General features: G+C 56.3%; 4 protein-coding genes. All 4 read left to right on the plus strand.

All coding sequences use genetic code 11. The annotated features are described in order from the left end of the window. The first annotated feature begins 111 nt into the window (after positions 1-111). The 4 genes from ACXHJ1_RS10300 to ACXHJ1_RS10315 all read left to right on the plus strand — a co-directional run bounded on the left by ACXHJ1_RS10300 (position 112) and on the right by ACXHJ1_RS10315 (position 24536). On the plus strand, positions 112-3420 hold the full coding sequence (locus ACXHJ1_RS10300; RefSeq protein ID WP_457906023.1) for a non-ribosomal peptide synthetase: 3309 nt from the start codon (positions 112-114) through the stop codon (positions 3418-3420). Then, the gene (locus ACXHJ1_RS10305; protein WP_457906024.1) at positions 3410-5236 is read left to right on the plus strand and encodes an ABC transporter ATP-binding protein; all 1827 of its coding nucleotides are present in this window, start codon (positions 3410-3412) and stop codon (positions 5234-5236) included. The genes ACXHJ1_RS10300 and ACXHJ1_RS10305 overlap by 11 nt, the downstream gene beginning before the upstream one ends. After that, the gene (locus ACXHJ1_RS10310; RefSeq protein ID WP_107735305.1) at positions 5233-6966 is read left to right on the plus strand and encodes an ABC transporter ATP-binding protein; all 1734 of its coding nucleotides are present in this window, start codon (positions 5233-5235) and stop codon (positions 6964-6966) included. The genes ACXHJ1_RS10305 and ACXHJ1_RS10310 overlap by 4 nt, the downstream gene beginning before the upstream one ends. Before the next feature lie 230 nt (positions 6967-7196). Beyond that, positions 7197-24536: a non-ribosomal peptide synthase/polyketide synthase gene (locus ACXHJ1_RS10315; protein WP_457906025.1), complete on the plus strand. Its 17340-nt coding sequence runs from the start codon at positions 7197-7199 to the stop codon at positions 24534-24536. The last annotated feature ends 727 nt before the right edge of the window (positions 24537-25263 follow it).

The raw sequence follows: 25263 nt of genomic DNA on the forward strand, positions 1-25263 counted from the left end.
CCCAAGGAAGACGGCGAACAACGTCCAAGCCCGTAAACGCGCAGGCCGAAAGCAAGCTTTTTCGGACCTGCGCCGGGGCATGCGGTCACTTCATTTTTAGGGGAGGTACGAATGAAATCTTTGTTTGAAAAGGAAGAACGGTACTGGAGCGGCAAGTTTGACGCCGATGACAGCCTGAGCTTCCTTCCCTACAGTCAATCCTCCAAATTATCGGCCGACGGGGAAGCTGCGGCCGAGCCGGGTTTGCTTCACCGTACTCTGCCGAGCGAAATCTCGGAGAGAATCATTTGCCTTGCCAACGGTTCGGATTTGGCTTTGTACATGATTGTTTTGGCAGGAGTAAAAAGCCTGCTGTTCAAATATACCGGGCGGGACCAAGTGCTGGTCGGCATGCCTTCTTATAGCGCAGACCCCGACGGGACTCCGCCGCCGCATGACATCTTGGTGATCAAGACGTCCGTAAGCCGCGAGACTACGCTGAGAACGCTGCTCGGGGGCATCAAAGCCTCCATCGGCGAGGCGCTGGAGCATCAGCACCTGCCTTTTCGGAAAATGGTGGAGCCGCTCCATCTGGACTATACGGGGGACGGTCTCCCGGTCGTCAACACCGTCGCATCCTTCGCCCCGATTCATCCGGAACCGCTGGGTAACCGTGTGGCGGCCGATACGGTTTTTCGCTTCGACCGCCAAAACCACTCCATCGAGCTGGAAATAAGCTTTGACGGGCAGCGGTACGAGCGGGCATTTGTAGAACAGGCGGCCGACCATCTTGTTCGGCTGCTGTCCGTACTTTTATTTCAGCCGGATCTGGAGCTTGGACAAGCCGATGTGCTGTCCCCAGACGAGAGGGAGACGCTGCTGAAGCGATTTAATGACACCGAAACCGGGTTCGAGCGGGGGAAAACGATTTACGGCTTGTTCGAAGAACAGGCGGAGCTTTACCCGGACAACGTGGCCGCCGTCATGAACGAGCGGCAGCTGACCTACCGCGAGCTGAACGAGCGATCCAACCGCCTTGCGCGGAAGCTGCGGGAGACGGGAGTAGAAGCGGACCAGCTGGTAGCGATTCTGGCCGAACGCTCGCTCGATATGGTCGTCGGCATTCTGGCGATTCTCAAAGCGGGCGGAGCATACGTGCCTGTCGATCCCGACTACCCGGAGGAGCGCATCCGCTTCATGATCGAAGATTCGGGTGCGCCGTTATTGCTGATTCAAAAGCATCTGCACGAGAAGACCGACTTCGCAGGAACGCGCCTCGAATTGGACGATTTCGTTTGGGGCGACAGAGGGGCGGACTCCGAAGGTGCGCTGGACGCTTCGAACCTGGAGCCGATTTCCGGGCCGCTCAACCTGGCTTATGTCATCTACACGTCGGGAACGACCGGCAGACCGAAAGGAACGCTGATTGAGCATAAGAACGTCGTGCGCCTCCTGTTCAACGACAAGAATCTATTCGACTTCGGGCCGTCCGACACGTGGACGCTGTTCCACTCGTTCTGCTTCGATTTCTCCGTCTGGGAAATGTACGGAGCGCTGCTGAACGGAGGCAAGCTGGTCATCGTACCGCCGCTCACAGCGAAAAATCCAGTCGATTTCCTGGCGCTGCTGGGCCGCGAACAGGTCACGATTTTGAACCAGACGCCAACGTACTTCTACCAGCTGCTGCGTAAGGTCTTGGCGGACCATCCGTACGATCTTCGGATTCGCAACGTCATCTTCGGGGGCGAAGCGCTGAGTCCGCTGCTGCTCAAGGGCTTCAAGACGAAGTACCCGGAGACGAAGCTGATTAATATGTACGGCATTACCGAGACGACGGTTCACGTTACATATAAGGAAATCACGTGGGTCGAAATGGAGGCGGCGAAGAGCAATATCGGCAAGCCGATCCCGACGCTGAGGGTGTACGTCCTTGATGAAAACCGCCAGCCTGTGCCGATCGGCGTAGCGGGCGAAATGTACGTGGCCGGGGAAGGCCTTGCGAGAGGATACCTGAACCGTCCGGATCTGACGGCGGAGAAGTTCGTCGATTCCCCGTTTGCGGAGGGGGAGAAACTGTACCGCTCGGGTGACTTGGCGGCTTGGCTGCCGGACGGCAACATCGAATACCTGGGCCGGATCGATCATCAGGTGAAAATCCGCGGGTACCGGATCGAGCTGGACGAAATCGAGACGCAGCTGCTGAAGATCGCCGCCGTTCAAGAAGCCAAGGTGCTCGACCGCGACGATGCGAACGGCCAAAAGCAGCTTGTCGCTTACTACGTCGCGGAAACGAGGCTGGCGGTGCATGAACTCAAGGAGGAGCTCGCCAAGCAGCTTCCGGGGTATATGATTCCTTCGCACCTCGTGCAGCTTTCGCGGATGCCGCTGACCCCGAACGGGAAAATCGACCGTAAAGCGCTGCCCGCGCCGGAGGAAGCCGCGGCCCGAGGAGCGGAATATGTCGCGCCGAGAACGCTGCTCGAAATGAAGATCGCCCGCGTCTGGCAGGATACGCTTGGCGTTCCGCAGGTCGGCGTAAAGGATAACTTTTTTGAGTTGGGTGGCAATTCGTTAAGTCTGATGAGGCTCGTTCAAGCCGTTTACGATGAAACGGGCATTGAGATACCGCTAAACCGCCAATTCCATAATGTAACAGTTGAAGCCATGGCTTTCGGAGAGGGGGACCTGGGCCTGGATAAAGGGGGAGACTCCTTCATTAAGCTGAATAAAGTAGGAAATCTGAATGTGTTCTGCTTCCCTCCGGGCAGCGGCTTCGGCATCGGTTACCGAGAGCTCGCAAGCAGGCTCGACGGTCGGTCCGTGCTCTACAGCATTGATTTTATCGACGATGCCGTCGATTACGAGGCCATGCTGAACCGTTATGTGGACGAGATCGTCCGCATCCAGCCGGAAGGACCTTACGTGCTGCTCGGCTACTGCTTCGGAGGAAACCTGACGTTCGAGGTAGCCAAAACGATGGAGAAAAGAGGGTATTCCGTAACAGACGTGCTTATGGTGGACTCGTGGATTAAGCACACGCTGACGCCTTCCGAAACGTCGGAGAAAGAGCTTGAAGAAACGCTTGCCGATTTCGACGAAGAAGAGAAGGAATTAATGAGCAACCCGCTCGTACGGGAGCGGGTTCATCGGAAGGTCAAAGCGACCTTGGCGTACGAAGCGCAGCTCATTAATTCCGGCACGATCCCGGCCCGGATTTACGAACTGATTGCGAAGGACAGCGAAGCGTTCCGCCTGGAGCACCAATTGCCTTCCTGGCGGGGGGCAACGACGCAAGCTTACGCCGATTACCGGCTGGAGGGCGCGCACGAGGAATTGCTGGAACTCGCGCGCGTGGACGAAACGGCCATCGTCATCCGGGACATCTTAGAGCAAGTCAAGCGGCAGATCGAAGCGGAGGCCGGGGTACTGCATGGAAGCTGACCGACAGCCGTCTGTTCAAGAACAAGGCACAGCGGCGCCTTTCAAGCACCAAACCGCTTACGCCGCCTGGAAAGCGTTCCGCTGGCTGATGTCCTATGTAAGCCGTCACAAAGGCTGGATGATCATCGGTGTCTTGTCCGCGATTGCCGCCGCCGTTATTGAGATATGGACGGGAGGTTTGATCGAGCAGTTGACCACCCAGGCCGAGAAGGGGGCGGGGCCAATCGTTCTGCAAATCGTGTATGCGGTCTTTGTGGTCATCTTGATCGGTGTGCCGGCGAAGTTTTTCATGAGCTTCGGCGTGGAGCGAAGCAGTGCCTCTGCGGTGCAGGATATCCGCAACCATGTCATGCGTCATATCGGTAAACTCCCGGTCTCCTATTTAGAAAAGCAGCACTCCGGCGACGTATTGTCGCGGATCAACAACGACCTGCAGCTCATCCAGCAGTTTATGATTCGGGACCTCGCCCAGTGGTTTTATCATCCGCTGTTGTTCATCGGCTGTTTCGCTTATTTGCTCTACCTCCAATGGGAGCTGATGTTGTACAGCCTGCTGTTATTTCCCGTAGCGCTGCTGGTTTCCCAATGGATCGGCAAGCAGTTGGAGCGGTTGACGGAGGAAGCCCAGGCGAACATGGGCCGAATGAACGTCAACCTCCAGGATACGCTTGGGGGCATGCCTATTGTAAAAAGCTACCTGCTATCCGGCATGTTATCTCGCTCCTACCAAGTGCTGCTGCAATTGACGGCCCAAAAAAAGCTGGCCGTGAAAAAGCGGGAAGCCTGGGTCAACCCACTGCTTTCCACGTTGATGATCAGCCCGATCATTTTCGCCGTCAGTTACGGAAGCTATTTGATCTACAAAGGGCAGCTAGGCGCGGGAGAGCTGATCGCCTTCCTGTACTTGCTGAATCTGTGTCTGGAGCCGCTGGAGCATATTCCCGAGCTCATCACGCGGACGTTCGAAATGACCGGTGCCCTGAGAAGGGTCTCCGAAATCGTCGAGCAGCCGACCGAAATGGAAAATGGTCGTTCGCTTCCGAAAGCGAGCGCCGCCCCTATCGAGTTTCAGAACGTAACCTTCGGGTATGAGGAGAGCTCCCCGATCCTGCGGAATGTTAGCTTCTCGGTGCCGGAAGGGAAGACGATCGCGCTTGTCGGAGCGAGCGGCGGAGGGAAGAGCACGGTATTTAAGCTTGTATGCGGCTTTTATCCGCTTGCGGAGGGCCAGGGCGAGATCCGCGTGTTCGGCAGCCTGATCCACGGCGCCGATCCGGAGCAGCTTCGGTCGCATTTTTCCGTGGTAACCCAGGATTCATATTTGTTTAGCGGCACGATCGCTGAAAATATCGGTCACGGGCGGGAAGTAGCGTCGATGGACGAGATTATCGAAGCCGCCAAAGCCGCTCAGGCGCATTCCTTCATTATGCAGCTTCCCGACGGCTACCAGACGTATGTCGGAGAGCGCGGAGGCTTTTTGTCCGGCGGGCAGCGCCAGCGCATTGCAATGGCCCGGGCTTTTCTGAAGGATGCTCCCGTTCTGCTGCTGGACGAGCCAACGTCGGCTCTTGATCCGGAGTCGGAAAGCGCGGTTCAGGAAGCGCTGGGCGTATTGATGAAGCAGAGAACGACGATGATTATTGCCCACCGGCTTTCTACAGTACAAAACGCCGACGAAATTTGGGTCATGGAACAGGGGAGTATTGTTGAAAAGGGCACTCATGAACAATTGCTGAAGATGAAGGGACTGTACGCCCAGTCGTACTATCAGGAATTTACTGAGTCTGCCGAACGCAGGGAGGTGGCGTACACATGAAAAAGGGCGGATGGCTCTCGCAAGTGAAAGAACTAAGCTACTTGCTGATGTTTATGAACCGCAAGCGCAAAACCCAGTACGCCATTGGCCTGGCAGTGACGGCGCTCACCCAGACATTGTTCCTGATCGCCTTCAGCTTGGTCGTACATAACTTGGTTGATTTCGCCGTGTCCCGAGATACGTCCCTGATAGTGGAAGCCTTTATTATTTTGGGCGCGGCCTTGTTCCTTGAAAATGTGATTTCTCCCTGGTTCATTTACTTATACCAGCGCAGTGTCGAGCTGACTGTGCTGAATATCCGCGAACGTCTTTATGAAAAGCTGTGCCGGGTGCGGCCGAGATTCCTGGAGCAGACGCACCATGGGGACTTGCTGTCGCGGGTGAACAATGACGTAACGACCGTTGAGTTTACATTCTCGCAGGTTTACTTTGTTTTGCTGCTTCAAGTTGTCTTTTGCATCGGCTCCATTGTCTCCATGGTGTTGATCGATTGGCGGTTTGCCGGCGTATCCTTCGTCATTCTGCTGCTGTCCTCCGTGGTCAGCCTGAAATTTGCGCGGGATATTCGCGCCTTGTCCGAACAAGGCTTGCAAACGCTCGGTAAAATGACCGAAAAATTCAAAGATTTTATGGGCGGCATTCAAATTGTGAAGCTGTTCCGCATCCGCACGATTTACGGCCAGTACGAGGCGTTGAACGAACAAATGACGCAGACGCTTCGGCAATCCGCGCAGAAGAACGGCATGCAGGCTGCGGTGAATCATTTTATCAGCTACGTCACGTTCTGCGGCATCATCGTCATCGGCAGTCTTCTTTATGCCTACGGACTGATGGGAATGGGAAGCGTCGCCGCCCTGGCGGTTTTGCAAGTGAATCTGACGCACGCCTTGTTGAACTTGGGGACGGTTCTGTCGATGACCCAAAATTCGCTCGCGGGCGCTCACCGGATTCAAGAAGTACTAAGAGAGGAAGAGGAACCGGAGCGTTTGGGATCTCCTCACAGCGAGCTCGTGTCGGAGGCTGCGGTGGAGTTTCGCGATGTGGAATTTTCCTATCAGGCGGATAAAAAGGTGCTTGTCGACATCTCCATGCAGGTGTTTCCCGGACAGGTCGCCGCTATCGTGGGGGCCAGCGGCAGTGGCAAAAGTACGCTGATCAAGCTGCTGCTCGGCTTTTATCCTGTGGACAGCGGAGAAATCCTGCTCCAAGGCAAACCGTTCGGCCATTACACGCTGGATGAAATCCGCAGGCAGATTGCATACGTTCCGCAGGAGCCGTTCTTGTTTACCGGCACAATTGAGGAAAACATCCGCTACGGCAACCTGGATGCAACGGATGAAGAAGTGATCGAAGCGGCCAAAGCGGCGTACGCTCACCATTTCATTCAGGAACTTCCTGAACAGTATAAAACGCCGGTGGGAGAGAGAGGAGCGTCGTTGTCGGGCGGACAAAGGCAGCGAATTGCGATCGCACGGGCGATTCTCAAAAACGCCCCGATTCTGCTGCTGGACGAAGCGACTTCCGCGCTGGATAACGAATCCCAGCATTGGGTACAGCAGGCCCTGAACGTATTGATGAAAGGGCGCACCACCATCCTGATCGCCCACCGTCTCAGCACCGTGGAACATGCGGATTTGATTACCGTCATGAACCAAGGGACGGTCGTCGAGCGGGGCTGCCATCAGGACCTGATTGCGCTCGGAGGTTATTACGCCCGGCTGTACGGCTAGACCCGCTTTACGGCGGGCGGCTTCTTGCTCGCGAATGCGACAGAGTCTTTTAGCAATCCAAGGTATGACTTTATAACCGGTAGTTACCAGAAAACGCAGACACGAAAAAGGAGGAAGAGTCCGAAGGAGCCGTTCCGGGAATGGCCTGCGCGGTTCTTCTAAGAGTGACTAAGTGACATCTAGGTACAAAGCCTATCTATAAAGAATCTCTAAACCGGGAGTGTGTCGATGTGAGAGAGGATACCAACGAGCAATATGGATTAACGCAAGCCCAGCGCCGAATATGGTTCATGGAAATTATGAATCCGGGAACGTCCATCACGATGCTTTCCGCGACCTACCAGATTACGGGCGAGATCAACACACAGCTTCTGAAGCAAGCGGCGGCAGAGATCGTCAAAACCTATGACGTTTTCCGAATCCGCATTAGCGGGGATTTGCAAAATCCAACGCAGTGGTTCGAAGAGCCGGAGAATGTCCAAGCTAGGATAAGCCGCCTCGAAATAGGAACAACCGAACAATTCTATGCTTGGGTGAAAGAAGTAAGCGAAAAACCGGCCAGCGTGTTCGACGAACACCTCTACCAATTTACGATTATCCATTTTGCGAACGGCCAAGTATGGCTCAATTTGACGGTAAATCATATTATCGCCGACGGCTTGTCCGTCAATGCTTTGCTGCATGCGGTGATGGAAAAGTACCTGGAACTGCGCAAAGGCATCTCCAGCAGTTACCAGCCCCCTTCCTATCTAGATTATATTTCCTCGGAGCGTGAATATGAGCAATCGCAGCGTTATCAAAAAGGCAAGGAATACTGGCTGACAAAGTACAACACTTTGCCTGAAACGACCGGCATTAAATCGTATCCGCCATTCTCGATCGGCAGCGAATCCAATAAACTGTCCATCACTTTGGACGGTTCCCGGTATGAACGCATTCTGGCCTTCAGCGAACAATATCAGGTCAGCTTATATACGTTATTTTTGTCCGCCATGTACGCCTTATTGTACAAACTGACCGACAGCACCGATGTTCCGGTCGGCACGGTTTTCGCCAATCGCACCAGCAAGAAGGAAAAAGAAACGATCGGCATGTTTGTCAGCACCGTGGCTACGCGGATTTGTCTGAATCCAGACGGGCACGTACTTTCCTTGATCCAAACGGTTTCCAAGGAAAATACGGCGGATCTGCGGTATCAGAAATACCCTTATAACCAATTGATCCAGGATTTACGCGAACAACACGGCCGCAACGATCTTTCGGGGCTGTTCCGCACGTCTCTGGAATATCTGCCTTTGAAAATCGTGGAGTACGAGGAAATCAAGGTACGCTTAGAGGCTCACTTCGCTAGGCACGAGATGGACGATTTGCTGCTGCGCTTCGACCATATGCTGAATGAAGGCCATGTAATTCTCCATGCTTCCTATCGTACGGGTCTGTTCGAGACGGCCGAGATTGATCGGATTATGGAACAGTATGTAACCGTTCTGGACCAGTTTCTTCAGAGTCCCGAACTGCCGGTACGCGAGATTTCTCTGCTGAGCGATGAGGAGAGACACCGCGTTCTCAATGTTTTTAACCCGCCGGTGGCAGGGCTGAGCGAGGGAGAAGCGTTTCATCGGTATGTTGAAAAGTTTGCCCGGGAAATTCCGGATCATCCGGCAGTCGTCTACATGGACAAACAGCTGACCTACAGCGAATTGAACGAACGCGCCGAGCGGCTGGCTTCTCTCCTTCGCGAACAGGGCGTGGGAAGGGAGACGATTACGGGGATCTGGGCGGAGCGTTCGGTGGAACTGCTGGTCGGGGTGCTCGCCGTTTGGAAAGCCGGCGGAGCCTATGTACCGCTGGACCCCGATTATCCCGCGGAGCGGATTGAGTACATGCTCAGCGATAGCGATGCATCGGTGCTGCTTACGCAGCGTCATCTGTTGGAGCGGGCCGGAGGTTGGTTGGCCGATGACCGGCTGAAGCTTCAAGCTGTCTATGCCATGGACGATGAACAGATTTATAACGGGGATGCCTTAGCCGTGGAATTTGAATCTGCCGACAGCGCCCCGCAAGACTTGGCTTATGTGATTTACACCTCGGGTACGACGGGGCGCCCGAAAGGCGTCATGATTGAGCACGGTAGTCTCGTGAATACGGCGGATGCGTACCGTCGCGAGTACCGGTTGGATCAGTTTCCGGTGCGGCTGCTGCAGCTGGCCAGCTTCTCGTTTGACGTGTTTGTCGGAGACATCGCGCGGACGCTGTATAACGGAGGCACGATGGTGATTGTGCCGAAGGATGACCGGATTGATCCGAACCTCTTATACGGCTGGATTCGGGACCAAAACATTACGGTATTCGAATCGACGCCTGCGCTCATCCTGCCGTTCATGCAGCATATTTATGAAGAAGGGCTGGACGTTAGCTCCATGCAGTTGCTGATTACCAGCTCGGATGCTTGCAGTGTCACCGATTACCGTTTGCTGCAGGAAAGATTCGGCGGACAATTCCGCATCATCAACAGCTATGGCGTTACCGAAGCGGCCATTGACAGCAGCTTTTACGGTGAGCCGCTGGATAAGCTGCCGCCGTCGGGTCATGTGCCGATCGGCAAAGCTTGGCTGAACGCCCGGTTTTACATTGTCGATGCTGCGTTAAAGCTGGTTCCTGTAGGGGTTCCGGGCGAGCTTGTCATCGGCGGCGCCGGGGTGGCGCGCGGGTACTGGAACCGTCCGGATCTAACCGCCGAGAAGTTTGCGGACAGCCCGTTTGTGCCGGGCGAACGTCTGTACCGGACAGGCGATTTGGCCCGCTGGCTAGAAGACGGCAACGTCGACTTCATCGGCCGGATCGACTATCAGGTGAAAATTCGCGGGTTCCGCATCGAACTCGGCGAAATTGAAACGGCCCTGCTGCGTTTCCCGGGCGTCAAGCAGGCTGTGGTGACCGACCGTACGGATGAGCAGGGGCAAAAGTATTTGTGCGGTTACGTGGCGGCGGATGCTTCTTTGCAGCTGAGCGATCTGCTGTCCCAATTGAAGCAAGAGCTGCCGGCTCATATGGTCCCGGCCCGGCTGGTGTCTCTTGATAAGCTTCCGCTCACGCCGAACGGCAAAATTGACCGCAAAGCGCTGCCTGAACCGACCGGAGAGATAGAAGCAGGCCGTGAGTATGCGGCTCCTCGCACAACGCTGGAAACAAGACTTACTCTCATTTGGCAGCAGGTACTGGGTATTGTGCGAGTTGGAGTCCAAGACGATTTCTTTGACTTGGGTGGTCATTCCTTGCGGGCCTCCACGCTGGTTTCCAAGATTCGGAAAGAGCTGCAAGTCGAGGTTCCGCTGCGGGAAGTTTTCCGCTACACCACGATCGAACAGCTGGCCCAAAGAATCGGCGGTTTAAGGCAGCAGGAGACGTATGAGATTACAAAGGCGGCTGAGGCCGAGTACTATCCGGTTTCATCCGAGCAAAAGCGTCTGTACGTCCTGCGCCAGCTTGACGGGGCCGAGCGCAGCTACAATATGTCGGCGGCGCTTCTTCTCGAAGGCAAGCTGGACCGCACACACGTCGAGCACGCGTTCCGGGCGCTGATTCAGCGCCATGAGACGCTGCGTACCGGGATCGAGCAGGTTCAAGGCGAGCTTGTCCAGCGCATCTATGACGAGTTGGATTTTGCTGTAGATTATTTCCAAGCGAGCGAGCGGGAAGTGGAGCAAGTGGTGGAAGCTTACTATCACCCGTTTGATCTGACTAAGCCACCACTTCTCCGCATCGGCTTGATCGAAGTCGCCGAGGATCGCCACATTCTGCTGTTCGATATGCACCATATCGTCTCGGACGGCATTTCGACAGCGCTGCTCTTCGACGAGTTCAGCCGCCTGTATCGGGGCGAGGAGCTGGCACCGCTGCGCATTCAATACAAAGATTATGCCGTTTGGCAGCATTCCGAAGCTTACGGGCAGATGCTCCAGCCGCAGAAGGAGTATTGGCTGGAACAGCTGTCGGGCGAGCTGCCGGTCTTGGAGCTACCGACGGACTTCCCGCGGCCTGCGGTGCAAAGCTTTGACGGCCGAACCGTGAAGTTTTATATCGAGAAAGATCGGACGGAGAAGCTGAAAGAACTAGCGGCACGGACAGGGACGACCCTGTACATGGTGCTGCTGTCGGCTTACACCATCCTTATGCATAAATATTCGGGTCAGGAAGATCTGATCGTAGGAACGCCGATTGCCGGAAGAACGCAGGAAGAAGTGCAGCCGATCGTAGGGATGTTTATCAACACGCTGGCCATTCGCAGCCGTCCGGAGCGTTCCAAGCCGTACCTTTCGTACCTGGAAGAAATCAAGGATATCACGCTCGGGGCTTTCGAACACCAAAATTATTTGTTCGAAGACTTGGTGGAAAGTCTTCACATTCCGCGCGCGACCGGCCGGAATCCGCTCTTTGATACGTTCTTCTCCCTGCAAAATACGGAGAACGAGCAAATTGTCATCGAGGGGCTGGAGCAATCGTTTTATCCGCTGGAAAACCGAACATCCAAGTTCGAGCTGCTCTTGGACATTTCGGAGATGGACGGTCAGCTCGAATGTCGGTTGGAGTACGCTACGGCTTTGTATAAACAGGAGACCGCGGAGCGGTTCGCCAGACATTATGACAAGCTGCTCGAAACCATCGCAGCAGCGCCGGACGGGGATATTGCCTCGCTGGAAATGCTCACGGAGGAGGAAATCCGCGAGCTGATGCGCGGTTTCAACGATTCAGAGGCGGACTACCCGCGGCAGCAGACGATTCACGGCTTGTTCGAAGAGCAGGCGGAGCTTTACCCGGACAACGTGGCCGCCGTCATGAACGAGCGGCAGCTGACCTACCGCGAGCTGAACGAGCGATCCAACCGCCTTGCGCGAAAGCTGCGGGAGACGGGAGTAGAAGCGGACCAGCTGGTAGCGATTCTGGCCGAACGCTCGCTCGATATGGTCGTCGGCATTCTGGCGATTCTCAAAGCAGGCGGAGCATACGTGCCTGTCGATCCCGACTACCCGGAGGAGCGCATTCGCTTCATGATCGAGGATTCGGGTGCGCCGTTATTGCTGATTCAAAAGCATCTGCACGAGAAGACCGACTTCGTAGGAACGCGCCTCGAATTGGACGATTTCGTTTGGGGCGACAGAGGGGCGGACTCCGAAGGTGCGCTGGACGCTTCGAACCTGGAGCCGATTTCCGGGCCGCTCAACCTGGCTTATGTCATCTACACGTCGGGAACGACCGGCAGACCAAAAGGAACGCTGATCGAGCATAAGAACGTCGTGCGCCTCCTGTTCAATGACAAAAACCTGTTCGACTTCGGGCCGTCCGACACGTGGACGCTGTTCCACTCGTTCTGCTTCGATTTCTCCGTTTGGGAAATGTACGGAGCGCTGCTGTACGGAGGCAAGCTGGTCATCGTACCGCCGTTCACGGCGAAAAATCCGGCCGATTTCCTGGCGCTGCTGGGCCGCGAACAGGTTACCATTTTGAACCAGACGCCAACGTACTTCTACCAGCTGCTGCGCGAGGTCTTGACGGACCATCCGTACGATTTGCGGATTCGCAACGTCATCTTCGGGGGCGAAGCGCTGAGTCCGCTGCTGCTCAAGGGCTTCAAGACGAAGTACCCGGAGACGAAGCTGATCAATATGTACGGCATTACCGAGACGACTGTTCACGTGACGTATAAGGAAATCACGTGGGTCGAAATGGAGGCGGCGAAGAGCAATATCGGCAAGCCGATCCCGACGCTGAGGGTGTACGTCCTTGATGAAAACCGCCGGCCTGTGCCGATCGGCGTAGCGGGCGAAATGTACGTGGCCGGGGAAGGCCTTGCGAGAGGATACCTGAACCGCCCGGATCTGACGGCGGAGAAGTTCGTCGATTCCCCGTTTGCGGAGGGGGAGAAACTGTACCGCTCGGGCGACTTGGCGGCTTGGCTGCCGGACGGCAACATCGAATACCTGGGCCGGATCGATCACCAGGTCAAAATCCGCGGGTACCGAATCGAGCTGGACGAAATCGAGACGCAGCTGCTGAACGTCGAGGGCGTGGAAGAAGCGGTGGTGCTTGCCCGTCAGGACGGCGGGGGCGAGAAGGCGCTTGTCGCCTACTTTGTGGCGGATCGGACACTGACGGTCAGCGAAATGAGAACCTCGCTGGCCCAGGGAATGCCGGGGTACATGATCCCGTCGTACTTCGTGCAGCTGGAGCGCATGCCGCTGACGGCCAACGGCAAAGTAGACCGCAAAGCGCTGCCGGAACCGCAAGGCAGCTTGCAGACGGGCGTCGAATATGTAGCACCGCGTAACCGGATGGAGTCCCAGCTTGTGAAGATCTGGGAGGAAGTGCTGGGCTACTCCGGCATTGGAGTCCTAGACAATTTCTTCGAGCTCGGAGGCCACTCCTTGCGGGCGACGAACCTTGTCAGCAAGATTCAGAAGGAAATGAACGTCGAACTTCCGCTGCGCGATGTGTTCCGCTATACGACGGTAGAGTCGATGGCCGGGGCTATTGCCAGCTTGGAAGAAACGCGGCACAGCTCAATTCCGAAAGCGGAAGAGAAAGCGTACTATCCGGTTTCCTCCGCGCAAAAAAGGCTGTACGTCCTGCACCAGCTGGATGGCTCGGAGCTGAATTACAACCTCCCAAGTGCCTTGCAGTTGGAAGGGGCTTTGAACGAGGCCAAAGTGGAAAAGGCGCTGACTACTTTGGTGGCCCGGCATGATATGCTGCGCACCGGTTTTGAAATCGTGAATGGGGAGCCGGTTCAGCGTATTCATCCGCTCGTAGCTTTCAAGGTCGAAAAGCTTCAAGCAAGCGAAGATCAGGTTGCGGCCATTCTTGAAGGCTTCATTCAGCCTTTTGACTTGACCCAGCCGCCTTTGCTGCGCGCCCTGCTGATCGAACTGGAGAAAGAGAAATTCCTGCTCGCGCTGGATATTCATCATATTGGTTCCGACGGCCTTTCCATGGACGTGCTGCTGCGCGAATTCGTGCGGCTTTACAATGGGGAAGAATTGCCGGAGCTGCGGATTCAATACAAGGATTACGCCGTTTGGCAGCAATCCGAGGAGCAGCGCCAGCGCATCAAACGGCAGGAGGAATACTGGCGTGGGGTATTCAGCTCCGAGCTTCCGGTTCTTGAGCTGCCTCTCGACTTCTCCCGCCCGGCCGTTCAGCAGTTTGACGGTCAAACGCTCACGTTTACGCTGGATGCGGAGAAAAGCGAAGCTCTCAAACGGCTTGCCGGCGATTCGGGGGCAACGCTGTACATGCTTCTGCTGGCTGCGTACTCCGTATTGCTTCATAAATACGCGGGACAGGAAGATATAGTGGTCGGCACTCCGATTGCCGCCCGTTCTCACGCCGACCTGCAGCCGATTATCGGTATGTTCGTCAATACGCTGGCCCTTCGCTTGGGTCCGGCGGCGGAGCGGACGTTCCTGGATTACTTGCAGGAAGTGAAGGAAACAACGCTTGGAGCCTACGAGCACCAAGACTATCCGTTCGAGAAGCTGGTGGAAGCTCTTCAGGTGAGCCGGGATTTAAGCCGGAATCCTCTGTTTGACACCATGTTTTCTTTGCAAAAGCACGAAAGCTTGGATTTAACCCTGGAAGGCTTGCAATGGTCGCTGTTCGACATCGAGGAAAAGACGGCAAAGTTTGACCTTAGCTTTGATATCGTGGAAGCCGATAACGAACTGGTTTGCAAGATCGAGTACGCTACCTCGTTGTTTAGACAGGAAACGGTGGTACGGCTGGCGGGTCATTACGAGCAGCTTTTGACGTCGATCCTGGCTCAGCCGGGTGCGCGGATTTCGGATTTGGATGTCTTGACGGACAGCGAAAAACATGATTTGCTGGTCGGGTTTGACGTGTCGTCTTCGGCTCTTGCGAAGCAACCCGCCGCAGAGGGTACAGGTTTGGAAGCGGATGAGTCGTGGAGAGAGAGAACGTTCCACGAGCTGTTCGAGGAGCAGGCGGAGCGCACTCCGGAAGCGCTGGCGGTTGTCTACGAAGACAGCAAGCTGACGTATGCGGAGCTGAACGCCAAAGCGAATCGTCTGGCGTATGCACTGCGGGCGCGCGGGGTGAAGCCGGAGCAGGTGGTCGGCATTCTGGCCGATCGTTCGGCGGAGCTGTTGATCGGGGTGCTCGCCGTATGGAAAGCGGGCGGCGCTTATGTGCCGCTCGACCCGGACTATCCGGCGGAGCGGATCGAGTATATGCTCGCGGACAGCGGGGCGTCGGTGCTGCTTACGCAGACCCGCCTGCTGGAGCAGGCGGAAGCTTGGCGCAGTGACGGAGCTCTAGTGCTGCAAACGGTGCTTGCGCTTGACGACGCCGCGACGTACAGTCTCGGAGCGGCGGAAGCGGCTGTGGGTGTACAAGCTTTGGGCGAAGCAGGCGCAGAGGCGGAGGCTTTGGCGCAAGCAGCTGCTGCCGAAACGTCCGCCACGGCAGAAGCCGAGAAGAACGTACTAGCAGCAGATCTCGCGTCGAATCCGGCGAATGTGAACAAGCCGCGCGATTTGGCTTACGTCATCTACACCTCCGGTACGACGGGCAAGCCGAAGGGCGTGATGATCGAACATCGCAGCCTGGTGAACACGGCGGCGGGCTACCGTCGGGACTACCGCCTGGATCAGTTCCCGGTGCGGCTGCTGCAGCTCGCAAGCTTCTCATTCGACGTGTTCGTGGGTGACATTGCGCGGACGCTGTACAACGGCGGCACCATGGTAATTGTGCCGAAGGACGACCGGATCGATCCGTCTCGTTTGCACCACTGGATTGAGCGGGAGCGGGTCACCATCTTCGAATCGACGCCAGCGCTGATCGTGCCGTTCCTGGAGTACGTGCACGAGCAACGGCTGGATATGAGCCGGTTGGAGCTGTTGATCACGAGCTCGGACAGCTGCAGCGTGGGGGATTACCGCACCTTGCAGGAGCGCTTCGGCTCGCAGTTCCGTATTATTAACAGCTACGGCGTAACGGAAGCGGCGATTGACTCCAGCTTCTATGACGAGCCTCTGGAAAAGCTGCCGAAGACGGGCAGCGTGCCGATCGGGAAAGCGTGGCTGAACGCCAAGTTCTACATCGTGGATGCGAATCTGAAGCCGGTGCCGATCGGGGTGTTGGGCGAGCTGGTTATCGGCGGAGTCGGAGTGGCGCGCGGGTACTTGAACCGCCCGGATTTGACGGCGGAGAAATTCGTAGACAGCCCGTTCGCCACTGGGGAGCGGCTGTACCGGACAGGCGACCTGGCGCGCTGGATGGAAGACGGGAACGTGGACTTCATCGGCCGGATCGACAACCAGGTGAAAATCCGGGGGTACCGGATTGAGACGGGTGAAGTCGAAGCAAAGCTGCTGAGTGTAGGTGGCGTGAAGGAAGCGGTCGTCGTCGTCAGGGAAGATCAAGAAGGTCAGAAAGCTTTGTGCGCTTATTATACAGCGGAAGAAGGCTTGACAGCGGCGGATCTGAAGCGGGCGATTGCCAGCGAGCTGCCGGGGTACATGATCCCGTCGTACTTCGTGGAGTTGGAGCGCCTGCCTCTGACGTCGAACGGAAAGATCGACCGGAAGGCGCTGCCGGCACCGGAAGGGGGAGCAGGCGGAGGCCGCGAATACGTGGCGCCGCGCACCGAACTGGAGGCGAAGCTGGCCGCCATTTGGCAGGATGTGCTTGTTCGGGAGAATGCGGTAGGCGTAACGGACAACTTCTTCGACCTCGGCGGGCACTCCCTGCGGGCGACGACGCTTGTCAGCAAAATGCATAAGGAGCTAGGCGTTGAATTCCCGCTTCGCGACGTATTCCACTACTCAACGGTTGAGGAAATGGCCGCGGCTATGGAGCGGCTGGAGATCGGCTCGTTCACGGCTATTCCGGCTGCAGAATCTAGCGAGTATTATCCGCTCTCTTCCGCTCAGAAACGTCTCTATATCTTGAACCAGCTGGAAGGAGCCGAGCTGAGTTACAACATACCAGGAGCTATGCTGCTCGAAGGGGAGCTCGACCGACAGCGGTTTGAAGAAGCGTTCCGCGGGCTCGTAGCTCGTCATGAAACGCTGCGTACCGGCTTTGAGATGGTAAAAGGCGAAGCGGTTCAGCGGATTTACGAAGAAGCCGCCTTCCAGGTGGAATATGTGCAGATCAGCGAGGAGCAGGCAGAAGAAACGGTGCGCCAATTCGTTCGTCCGTTTGATCTAGCGAAGCCGCCCCTTCTGCGGGTAGGCCTTGCTGAACTGGCGCCGGACCGGCACATTCTAATGTTCGATACGCATCATATCGTATCTGACGGCGTTTCGATTGACGTACTGATCGAAGAGCTCGTCCGCTTGTACAGCGGGGAGCAGTTGGAGCCGCTCCGCATTCAGTACAAAGATTATGCGGTATGGCAGCAATCGGACGAGCAGAAAGCTCAGCTTGCCAAGCAGGAAGCCTACTGGCTCGACATGTTCCGCGGAGAACTGCCGGTTTTGGAATTGCCGACGGACTATCCGCGCCCGGCTATGCAGAGCTACGAGGGCCGCACGCTGCAATTGTTTATGGATAGCGAGAAAAGCGAGGGTCTGAAACGGCTTGCAGCCGAGAACGGCGCAACGCTTTACATGGTTCTGCTTGCTGGTTATACAATGTTACTGCATAAGTATACAGGGCAAGAAGACGTGGTGGTCGGTACGCCGATTGCAGGAAGAAATCACAGCGACGTTCAGCCGCTGATCGGGATGTTCGTCAATACCCTGGCCATCCGCAGTTATCCGGCTGCTGGTAAAACGTTCCTTGACTACTTGAAGGAGATCAAGGAGACGACGCTGGGCGCTTTTGAACATCAGAATTATCCGTTTGAGGAACTGGTGGATAAGGTGAATGTGGCTCGCGATTTAAGCCGCAATCCGCTGTTCGATACGATGTTTGCTTTGCAGAATACAGAGAATTTGGAAATCCAGCTTCCCGGACTCCATTTGTCGACGTATGCCAGCGAAGAAATTGTTTCTAAATTCGATCTCAGCTTGGACGTCACAGAGATCGAGGAAGGCTTGGAATATCTGTTTGAATACGCCACTGCTCTTTATAAAACCGAAACAGTGGAGAAATTGGCCGCTCACTACTTGCAGCTGCTTGAATCCATTCTCCGCAACCCGTCGGCGACGATTGCCGAGCTGGGCATTTTGACACCGTCGGAAAAAGAGCAAATTCTTGGCGCGTTTAACCCGGCGCAGCCGGAAGCGGCTCCTGCGGCCGCGTTCCACCGGCTGTTCGAGGAACAGGCGGAGCGCACGCCGGAAGCGGCGGCCGTCGTGTACGAGAACGACCGGCTGACGTATGCGGAGCTGAACGAGCGGGCGAACCGCTTGGCGGCCACGGTGCGCGCAAGTGGCATCGGCCGGGAGACGATCGTCGGCATTCTCGCCGAGCGTTCGGTGGACTTGCTGGTGGCCGTGCTGGCCGTCTGGAAAGCGGGCGGGGCGTATGTGCCGCTCGACCCGGATTATCCGGCGGAGCGCGTGCGGTTCATGCTCGAAGACAGCGGAGCGAAGGTGCTGCTGACGCAAACGGCGCTGCGAGAGCGCGCCGAAGCTTGGCTCGGCGAAGAGGAGCTGGCGCTGGCGGCGGTGCTGTACCTGGACGACGAAACTTCGTACAGCGAGGAGCGGATGAATGCCGACAGCTTCCATGAAGCCCGTCCGGAGGATCTGGCGTACGTGATCTACACGTCGGGGACGACGGGCAAGCCGAAGGGCGTGATGATCGAGCACCGCAGCCTGGTGAACACGGCGGCGGGCTACCGGCGGGAATACCGGTTGGATCAGTTCCCAGTGCGGCTGCTGCAGCTCGCAAGCTTCTCGTTCGACGTGTTCGTGGGAGATATCGCGCGGACGCTGTACAACGGAGGCACGATGGTGATTGTGCCGAAGGACGACCGGATCGATCCGTCTCGTCTGCACTACTGGATCAGCCAGCAGCAAGTGACGATCTTCGAATCGACGCCGGCGCTGATCGTGCCGTTCCTGGAGTACGTGCACGAGCATCAACTGGATATGAGCGGGATGGAGCTGTTGATCACGAGCTCGGACAGCTGCAGCGTGGCGGATTACCGGACCTTGCAGGAACGCTTCGGCTCGTTGTTCCGGATCATCAACGCATACGGCGTGACGGAAGCGGCGATCGACTCCAGTTTCTACGACGAGGAGCTGGCGAAGCTGCCGCAAACAGGCAATGTGCCGATCGGCAAAGCGTGGCTGAATGCGAAATTCTACATCGTGGATGCGCATCTGAATCCGGTGCCGGTCGGGGTGTTGGGCGAGCTGGTTATCGGCGGAGTCGGAGTGGCGCGCGGGTACTTGAACCGCCCGGATTTGACGGCGGAGAAATTCGTAGACAGCCCGTTCGCCACTGGGGAGCGGCTGTACCGGACAGGCGACCTGGCGCGCTGGATGCCGGACGGCAACGTGGACTTCATCGGCCGGATCGACAACCAGGTGAAAATCCGGGGGTACCGGATTGAGACAGGCGAAGTCGAAGCGAAGCTGCTGAGTGTAGGTGGCGTGAAGGAAGCGGTCGTCGTCGTCAGGGAAGATCAAGAAGGTCAGAAAGCTTTGTGCGCTTATTATACAGCGGAAGAAGGCTTGACAGCGGCGGATCTGAAGCGGGCGATTGCCAGCGAGCTGCCGGGGTACATGATCCCGTCGTACTTCGTGGAGCTGGAGCGCCTGCCTCTGACGCCGAACGGAAAGATCGACCGGAAGGCGCTGCCGGCGCCGGAAGGGGGGGCAGGAGGCCGCGAATACGTGGCGCCGCGCACCGAACTGGAGGCGAAGCTGGCCGCCATTTGGCAGGATGTGCTTGTTCGGGAGAAGGCGGTAGGCGTAACGGACAACTTCTTCGACCTCGGCGGGCACTCCCTGCGGGCGACGACGCTTGTCAGCAAAATGCATAAGGAGCTAGGCGTTGAATTCCCGCTTCGCGACGTATTCCGCTACTCGACGGTTGAAGAAATGGCCGCGGCTATGGAGCGGTTGGAGATCGGCTCGTTCACGGCTATTCCGGCTGCGGAACCTAGCGAGTATTATCCGCTCTCTTCTGCTCAGAAACGTCTCTATATCTTGAACCAGCTGGAAGGAGCCGAGCTGAGCTACAACATACCAGGAGCTATGCTGCTCGAAGGGGAGCTCGACCGGCAGCGGTTTGAAGAAGCGTTCCGCGGGCTCGTAGCTCGTCATGAAACGCTGCGTACCGGCTTTGAGATGGTAAAAGGTGAAGCGGTTCAGCGGATTTACGAAGAAGCCGCCTTCCAGGTGGAATATGTGCAGATCAGCGAGGAGCAGGCAGAAGAAACGGTGCGCCAATTTGTTCGTCCGTTTGATCTAGCGAAGCCGCCCCTTCTGCGGGTAGGCCTTGCTGAACTGGCGCCGGACCGGCACATTCTAATGTTCGATACGCATCATATCGTATCTGACGGCGTTTCGATTGACGTACTGATCGAAGAGTTCGTCCGCTTGTACAGCGGGGAGCAGTTGGAGCCGCTCCGCATTCAGTACAAAGATTATGCGGTATGGCAGCAATCGGACGAGCAGAAAGCTCAGCTTGCCAAGCAGGAAGCCTACTGGCTCGACATGTTCCGCGGAGAACTGCCGGTTTTGGAATTGCCGACGGACTATCCGCGCCCGGCTATGCAGAGCTACGAGGGCCGCACGCTGCAATTGTTTATGGATAGCGAGAAAAGCGAGGGTCTGAAACGGCTTGCAGCCGAGAACGGCGCAACGCTTTACATGGTTCTGCTTGCTGGTTATACAATATTATTGCATAAGTATACAGGGCAAGAAGACGTGGTGGTCGGTACGCCGATTGCAGGAAGAAATCACAGCGACGTTCAGCCGCTGATCGGGATGTTCGTCAATACCCTGGCCATCCGCAGTTATCCGGCTGCCGGTAAAACGTTCCTTGACTACTTGAAGGAAATCAAGGAGACGACGCTGGGCGCTTTTGAACATCAGAATTATCCGTTTGAGGAACTGGTGGATAAGGTGAATGTGGCTCGCGATTTAAGCCGCAATCCGCTGTTCGATACGATGTTTGCTTTGCAGAATACAGAGAATTTGGAAATCCAGCTTCCCGGACTCCATTTGTCGACGTATGCCAGCGAAGAAATTGTTTCTAAATTCGATCTCAGCTTGGACGTCACAGAGATCGAGGAAGGCTTGGAATATCTGTTTGAATACGCCACTGCTCTTTATAAAACCGAAACAGTGGAAAAATTGGCCGCTCACTACTTGCAGCTGCTTGAATCCATTCTCCGCAACCCGTCGGCGACGATTGCCGAGTTGGGCATTTTGACACCGGCGGAAAAAGAGCAAATTCTCGGCGCGTTTAACCCGGCTCAGCCGGAAGCGGCTCCTGCGGCCGCGTTCCACCAACTGTTTGAGGAACAGGCGGAGCGCACGCCGGAAACGGCAGCTGTCGTGTACGAGAATGACCGGCTGACGTATGCGGAGCTGAATGAGCGGGCGAACCGCTTGGCGGCCACGCTGCGCACAAGCGGCATCGGCCGGGAGACGATCGTCGGCATTCTCGCCGAGCGTTCGGTGGCCGTGCTGGTGGCCGTGCTGGCCGTCTGGAAAGCGGGCGGGGCGTATGTGCCGCTCGACCCGGATTATCCGGCGGAGCGCGTGCGGTTCATGCTTGAAGACAGCGGAGCGAAGGTGCTGCTGACGCAAACGGCGCTGCGAGAGCGCGCCGAAGCCTGGCTCGGCGAAGAGGAGCTGGCGCTAGCGGCGGTGCTGTACCTGGACGACGAAGTGTCGTACGGCGAGGAGCGGGCGAATGCCGACAGCTTCCATGAAGCCCGTCTGGAGGATCTGGCGTACGTGATCTACACGTCGGGAACGACGGGCAAGCCGAAGGGCGTGATGATCGAGCACCGCAGCCTGGTGAACACGGCGGCGGGCTACCGGCGGGAATATCAGTTGGATCAGTTCCCGGTGCGGCTGCTGCAGCTCGCAAGCTTCTCTTTTGACGTGTTCGTGGGAGATATCGCGCGGACGCTGTACAACGGAGGCACGATGGTGATTGTGCCGAAGGACGACCGGATCGATCCGTCTCGTCTGCACTACTGGATCAGCCAGCAGCAAGTGACGATCTTCGAATCGACGCCGGCGCTGATCGTGCCGTTCCTGGAGTACGTGCACGAGCATCAACTGGATATGAGCGGGATGGAGCTGTTGATCACAAGCTCGGACAGCTGCAGCGTGGCGGATTACCGGACCTTGCAGGAACGCTTCGGCTCGTTGTTCCGGATCATCAACGCATACGGCGTGACGGAAGCGGCGATCGACTCCAGCTTCTACGACGAGGAGCTGGCGAAGCTGCCGCAGACAGGCCATGTGCCGATCGGCAAAGCGTGGCTGAACGCCAAGTTCTACATCGTGGACGCGCACCTGAATCCGGTGCCGGTCGGGGTGCTGGGCGAGCTGGTCATCGGCGGAGTCGGAGTGGCGCGTGGGTACTTGAACCGTCCGGAGCTGACGGAAGAGAAGTTCGTAGACAGCCCGTTCGCCGCGGGCGAGCGGTTGTACCGCACGGGAGACTTGGCCCGGTGGATGGAAGACGGGAACGTGGACTTCATCGGCCGGATCGACAACCAGGCGAAGATCCGGGGGTACCGGATTGAGACGGGGGAAGTCGAAGCGAAGCTGCTGAGTGTAGGTGGCGTGAAGGAAGCGGTCGTCGTCGTCAGGGAAGATCAAGAAGGTCAGAAAGCTTTGTGCGCTTATTATACAGCGGAAGAAGGCTTGACGGTGGCGGACCTGAAACGGGCGATCTCCAGCGAGCTGCCGGGTTACATGATCCCGTCGTACTTCGTCGAGCTGGAGCGCCTGCCTCTGACGCCGAACGGGAAAATCGACCGGAAGGCGCTGCCGGCGCCGGAAGGGGGAGCAAGCGCAGGCCGCGAATACGTGGCGCCGCGCACCGAACTGGAGGCGAAACTGGTCGCCATCTGGCAGGGCGTGCTCGGACCGGTCACGATTGGCGTGACGGACAACTTCTTCGACCTCGGCGGGCACTCCCTGCGGGCGACGACGCTAGTCAGCAAGGTGCACAAGGAACTGAGTGTGGACCTGCCACTGCGCGATGTGTTCCGGCACTCGACCATCGAAGCGATGGCCGAGGCGATCAGCCAATTGGAGCGGCAGGAACACCTCTCCATTCCGGTTCTGGATAAGAGGGATTACTATCCGCTTTCCTCCGTGCAAAAACGGCTGTACATCCAGCAGCAGATGGAAGGCGCCGAGCTTAGCTACAACATGTCCGGCATGACGGTTCTCGTCGGGCGCTTGGAACGGAATCAATTCGAGGCGGCGCTCAAAGGATTGATAGCTCGTCACGAAATTTTGCGAACCGGCTTCGAAATGGTCGACGGCGAACCGGTACAACGGATTTATCCGGACTTGAAGTTTGCCGTCGAGTATACGAAAGCGACGGAAAGTGAAACGAAGAGCATCGTAGACGGCTTTGTGCGCGTCTTTGATTTGGAGCGGCCGCCGCTGCTGCGTGTGGGCTTAGTCGAATGGGAAGCGGAACGGCATCTGCTCATGCTGGACATTCATCATATCGTCACGGATGGCATGTCGATGGGCATCTTCGTCGAAGAGCTGCTGCGCCTGTATAACGGTGAGACTCTGGAGCCGCTTCGGATTCAATACAAGGAATTCGCCGCTTGGCAGCAGTCAGAACCTGTAAAAGAGCGGCTGAAACGTCAGGAAGCCTACTGGCTGGACGTGCTGGAAGGCGAACTGCCGACGCTTGAACTGCCTACGGACTTTGTCAGACCTGCCGCTCGCAGCTTTGAGGGAGATGTGCTGCCCTTCAGCATCGACAAGCAGATGACCGACAGCTTGCAGCGCATCGCCGATAAGAACGGTGCTACCCTTTATATGGTGTTATTGGCGGCCTATTCAATCCTGCTCAGCAAGTACTCGGGACAAGAAGACTTCATTGTAGGCATGCCGGTTTCGGGCCGCACACATGCCGACCTGGAGCCGCTCATCGGAATGTTTGTCAACACTTTGGCGATTCGTCATTATCCGTCCGGGGAGAAGACGTTCCTCGCTTACTTGAACGAAGTCAAAGAAACGATGCTGGGGGCCTACGACCACCAGGATTATCCGTTCGAGGAGCTTGTGAAAAAGCTGCAGGCGCCGCGAGATCAAAGCCGCAATCCTGTATTCGATGTCATGTTTGCTCTGGAAACCAAGGAAGATAACGTTCAAAGCTTCGGGGATATCAAGATCGAATCTTATCCGGAAACTCATACGGTTTCCCAATTTGATCTTACCTTGGTCATTTCGTTGCTGGATGAGGGAATGAACGGGCAGTTTGAATATGCCACCAAGTTGTTTACGCGCAATCTGATCGACAATTTCGCTCAGGACCTGCTCGTAATCATCACCCAAATTTGCGAACAGCCTTCGGTGCTGTTGAAGGATATTTCCCTGAACGGGCAATCCGAACAGGAGCAAGATGTGCTAGAGGCCATTGATATTATTTTCTAATCCCTTACCCGGCTTGGGTGTATGCCGTATTTCTCTCGGTACGCATCCTGCCGGGTGTTTTTTTCCAAATGAAAGGGGAAAAACACAACAGAAATCGTAGTTTACCTTTGGTATAATAAGAATCAAACCATTTAAACAGAGATAATTCCACCATAAAATCCGAATACCCGAAAAACGAAAAGAAGTAATTGTCGATCGTTGCAGACGAGTTTAATTTTTTGACTATGACACCAGAAGAACAACAAAAGGCACACGAAGACTACAGGAAGAAATACAGATATCTAAAACGTGCGCCGCGGCTACTCGTTTACTACTACCTCATAGGGGAAAAGTTCCGAAATACAATGGCCGAAATAGGTCGCAGGAAGGGCTGAAAGAGATAGCCGACGACGTTCTGAGTAAGGAATTTCAACAGGAATGCTAGGCTTGGAATCGAAACCGCAAGCCGCTAAATGGGCAGTTCCAATTAACTTGGAAGGATGTGCCGAATAGCTATTGGGCAGCGCGCGACATCGCAGCTACTTCGATGTCTCTCAATAGCGCAACAAAAAACGAGTAGCAACCGAGAGTCGACAATATGACGTTTTTAAGAGGGGCTACCGCTATGTACTCGGTAGCCCCTCTTGTGAGCAAAAAGCCATTAATGTGTCATTCAATCGGGAAACTGTACCTGTCACTTAGAGCACCTTTCCTCAACTCGAATTTCTTCATCATAAAAGAAACGCCC

This window comes from Paenibacillus sp. ALE2 (assembly GCF_054113385.1).

Coding starts and splice junctions, on each gene's coding strand:
- ACXHJ1_RS10310 (WP_107735305.1), top strand. CDS start 5,233: ATGAAAAAGGGCGGATGGCTCTCGCAAGTGAAAGAACTAAGCTACTTG.
- ACXHJ1_RS10300 (WP_457906023.1), top strand. CDS start 112: ATGAAATCTTTGTTTGAAAAGGAAGAACGGTACTGGAGCGGCAAGTTT.
- ACXHJ1_RS10305 (WP_457906024.1), top strand. CDS start 3,410: ATGGAAGCTGACCGACAGCCGTCTGTTCAAGAACAAGGCACAGCGGCG.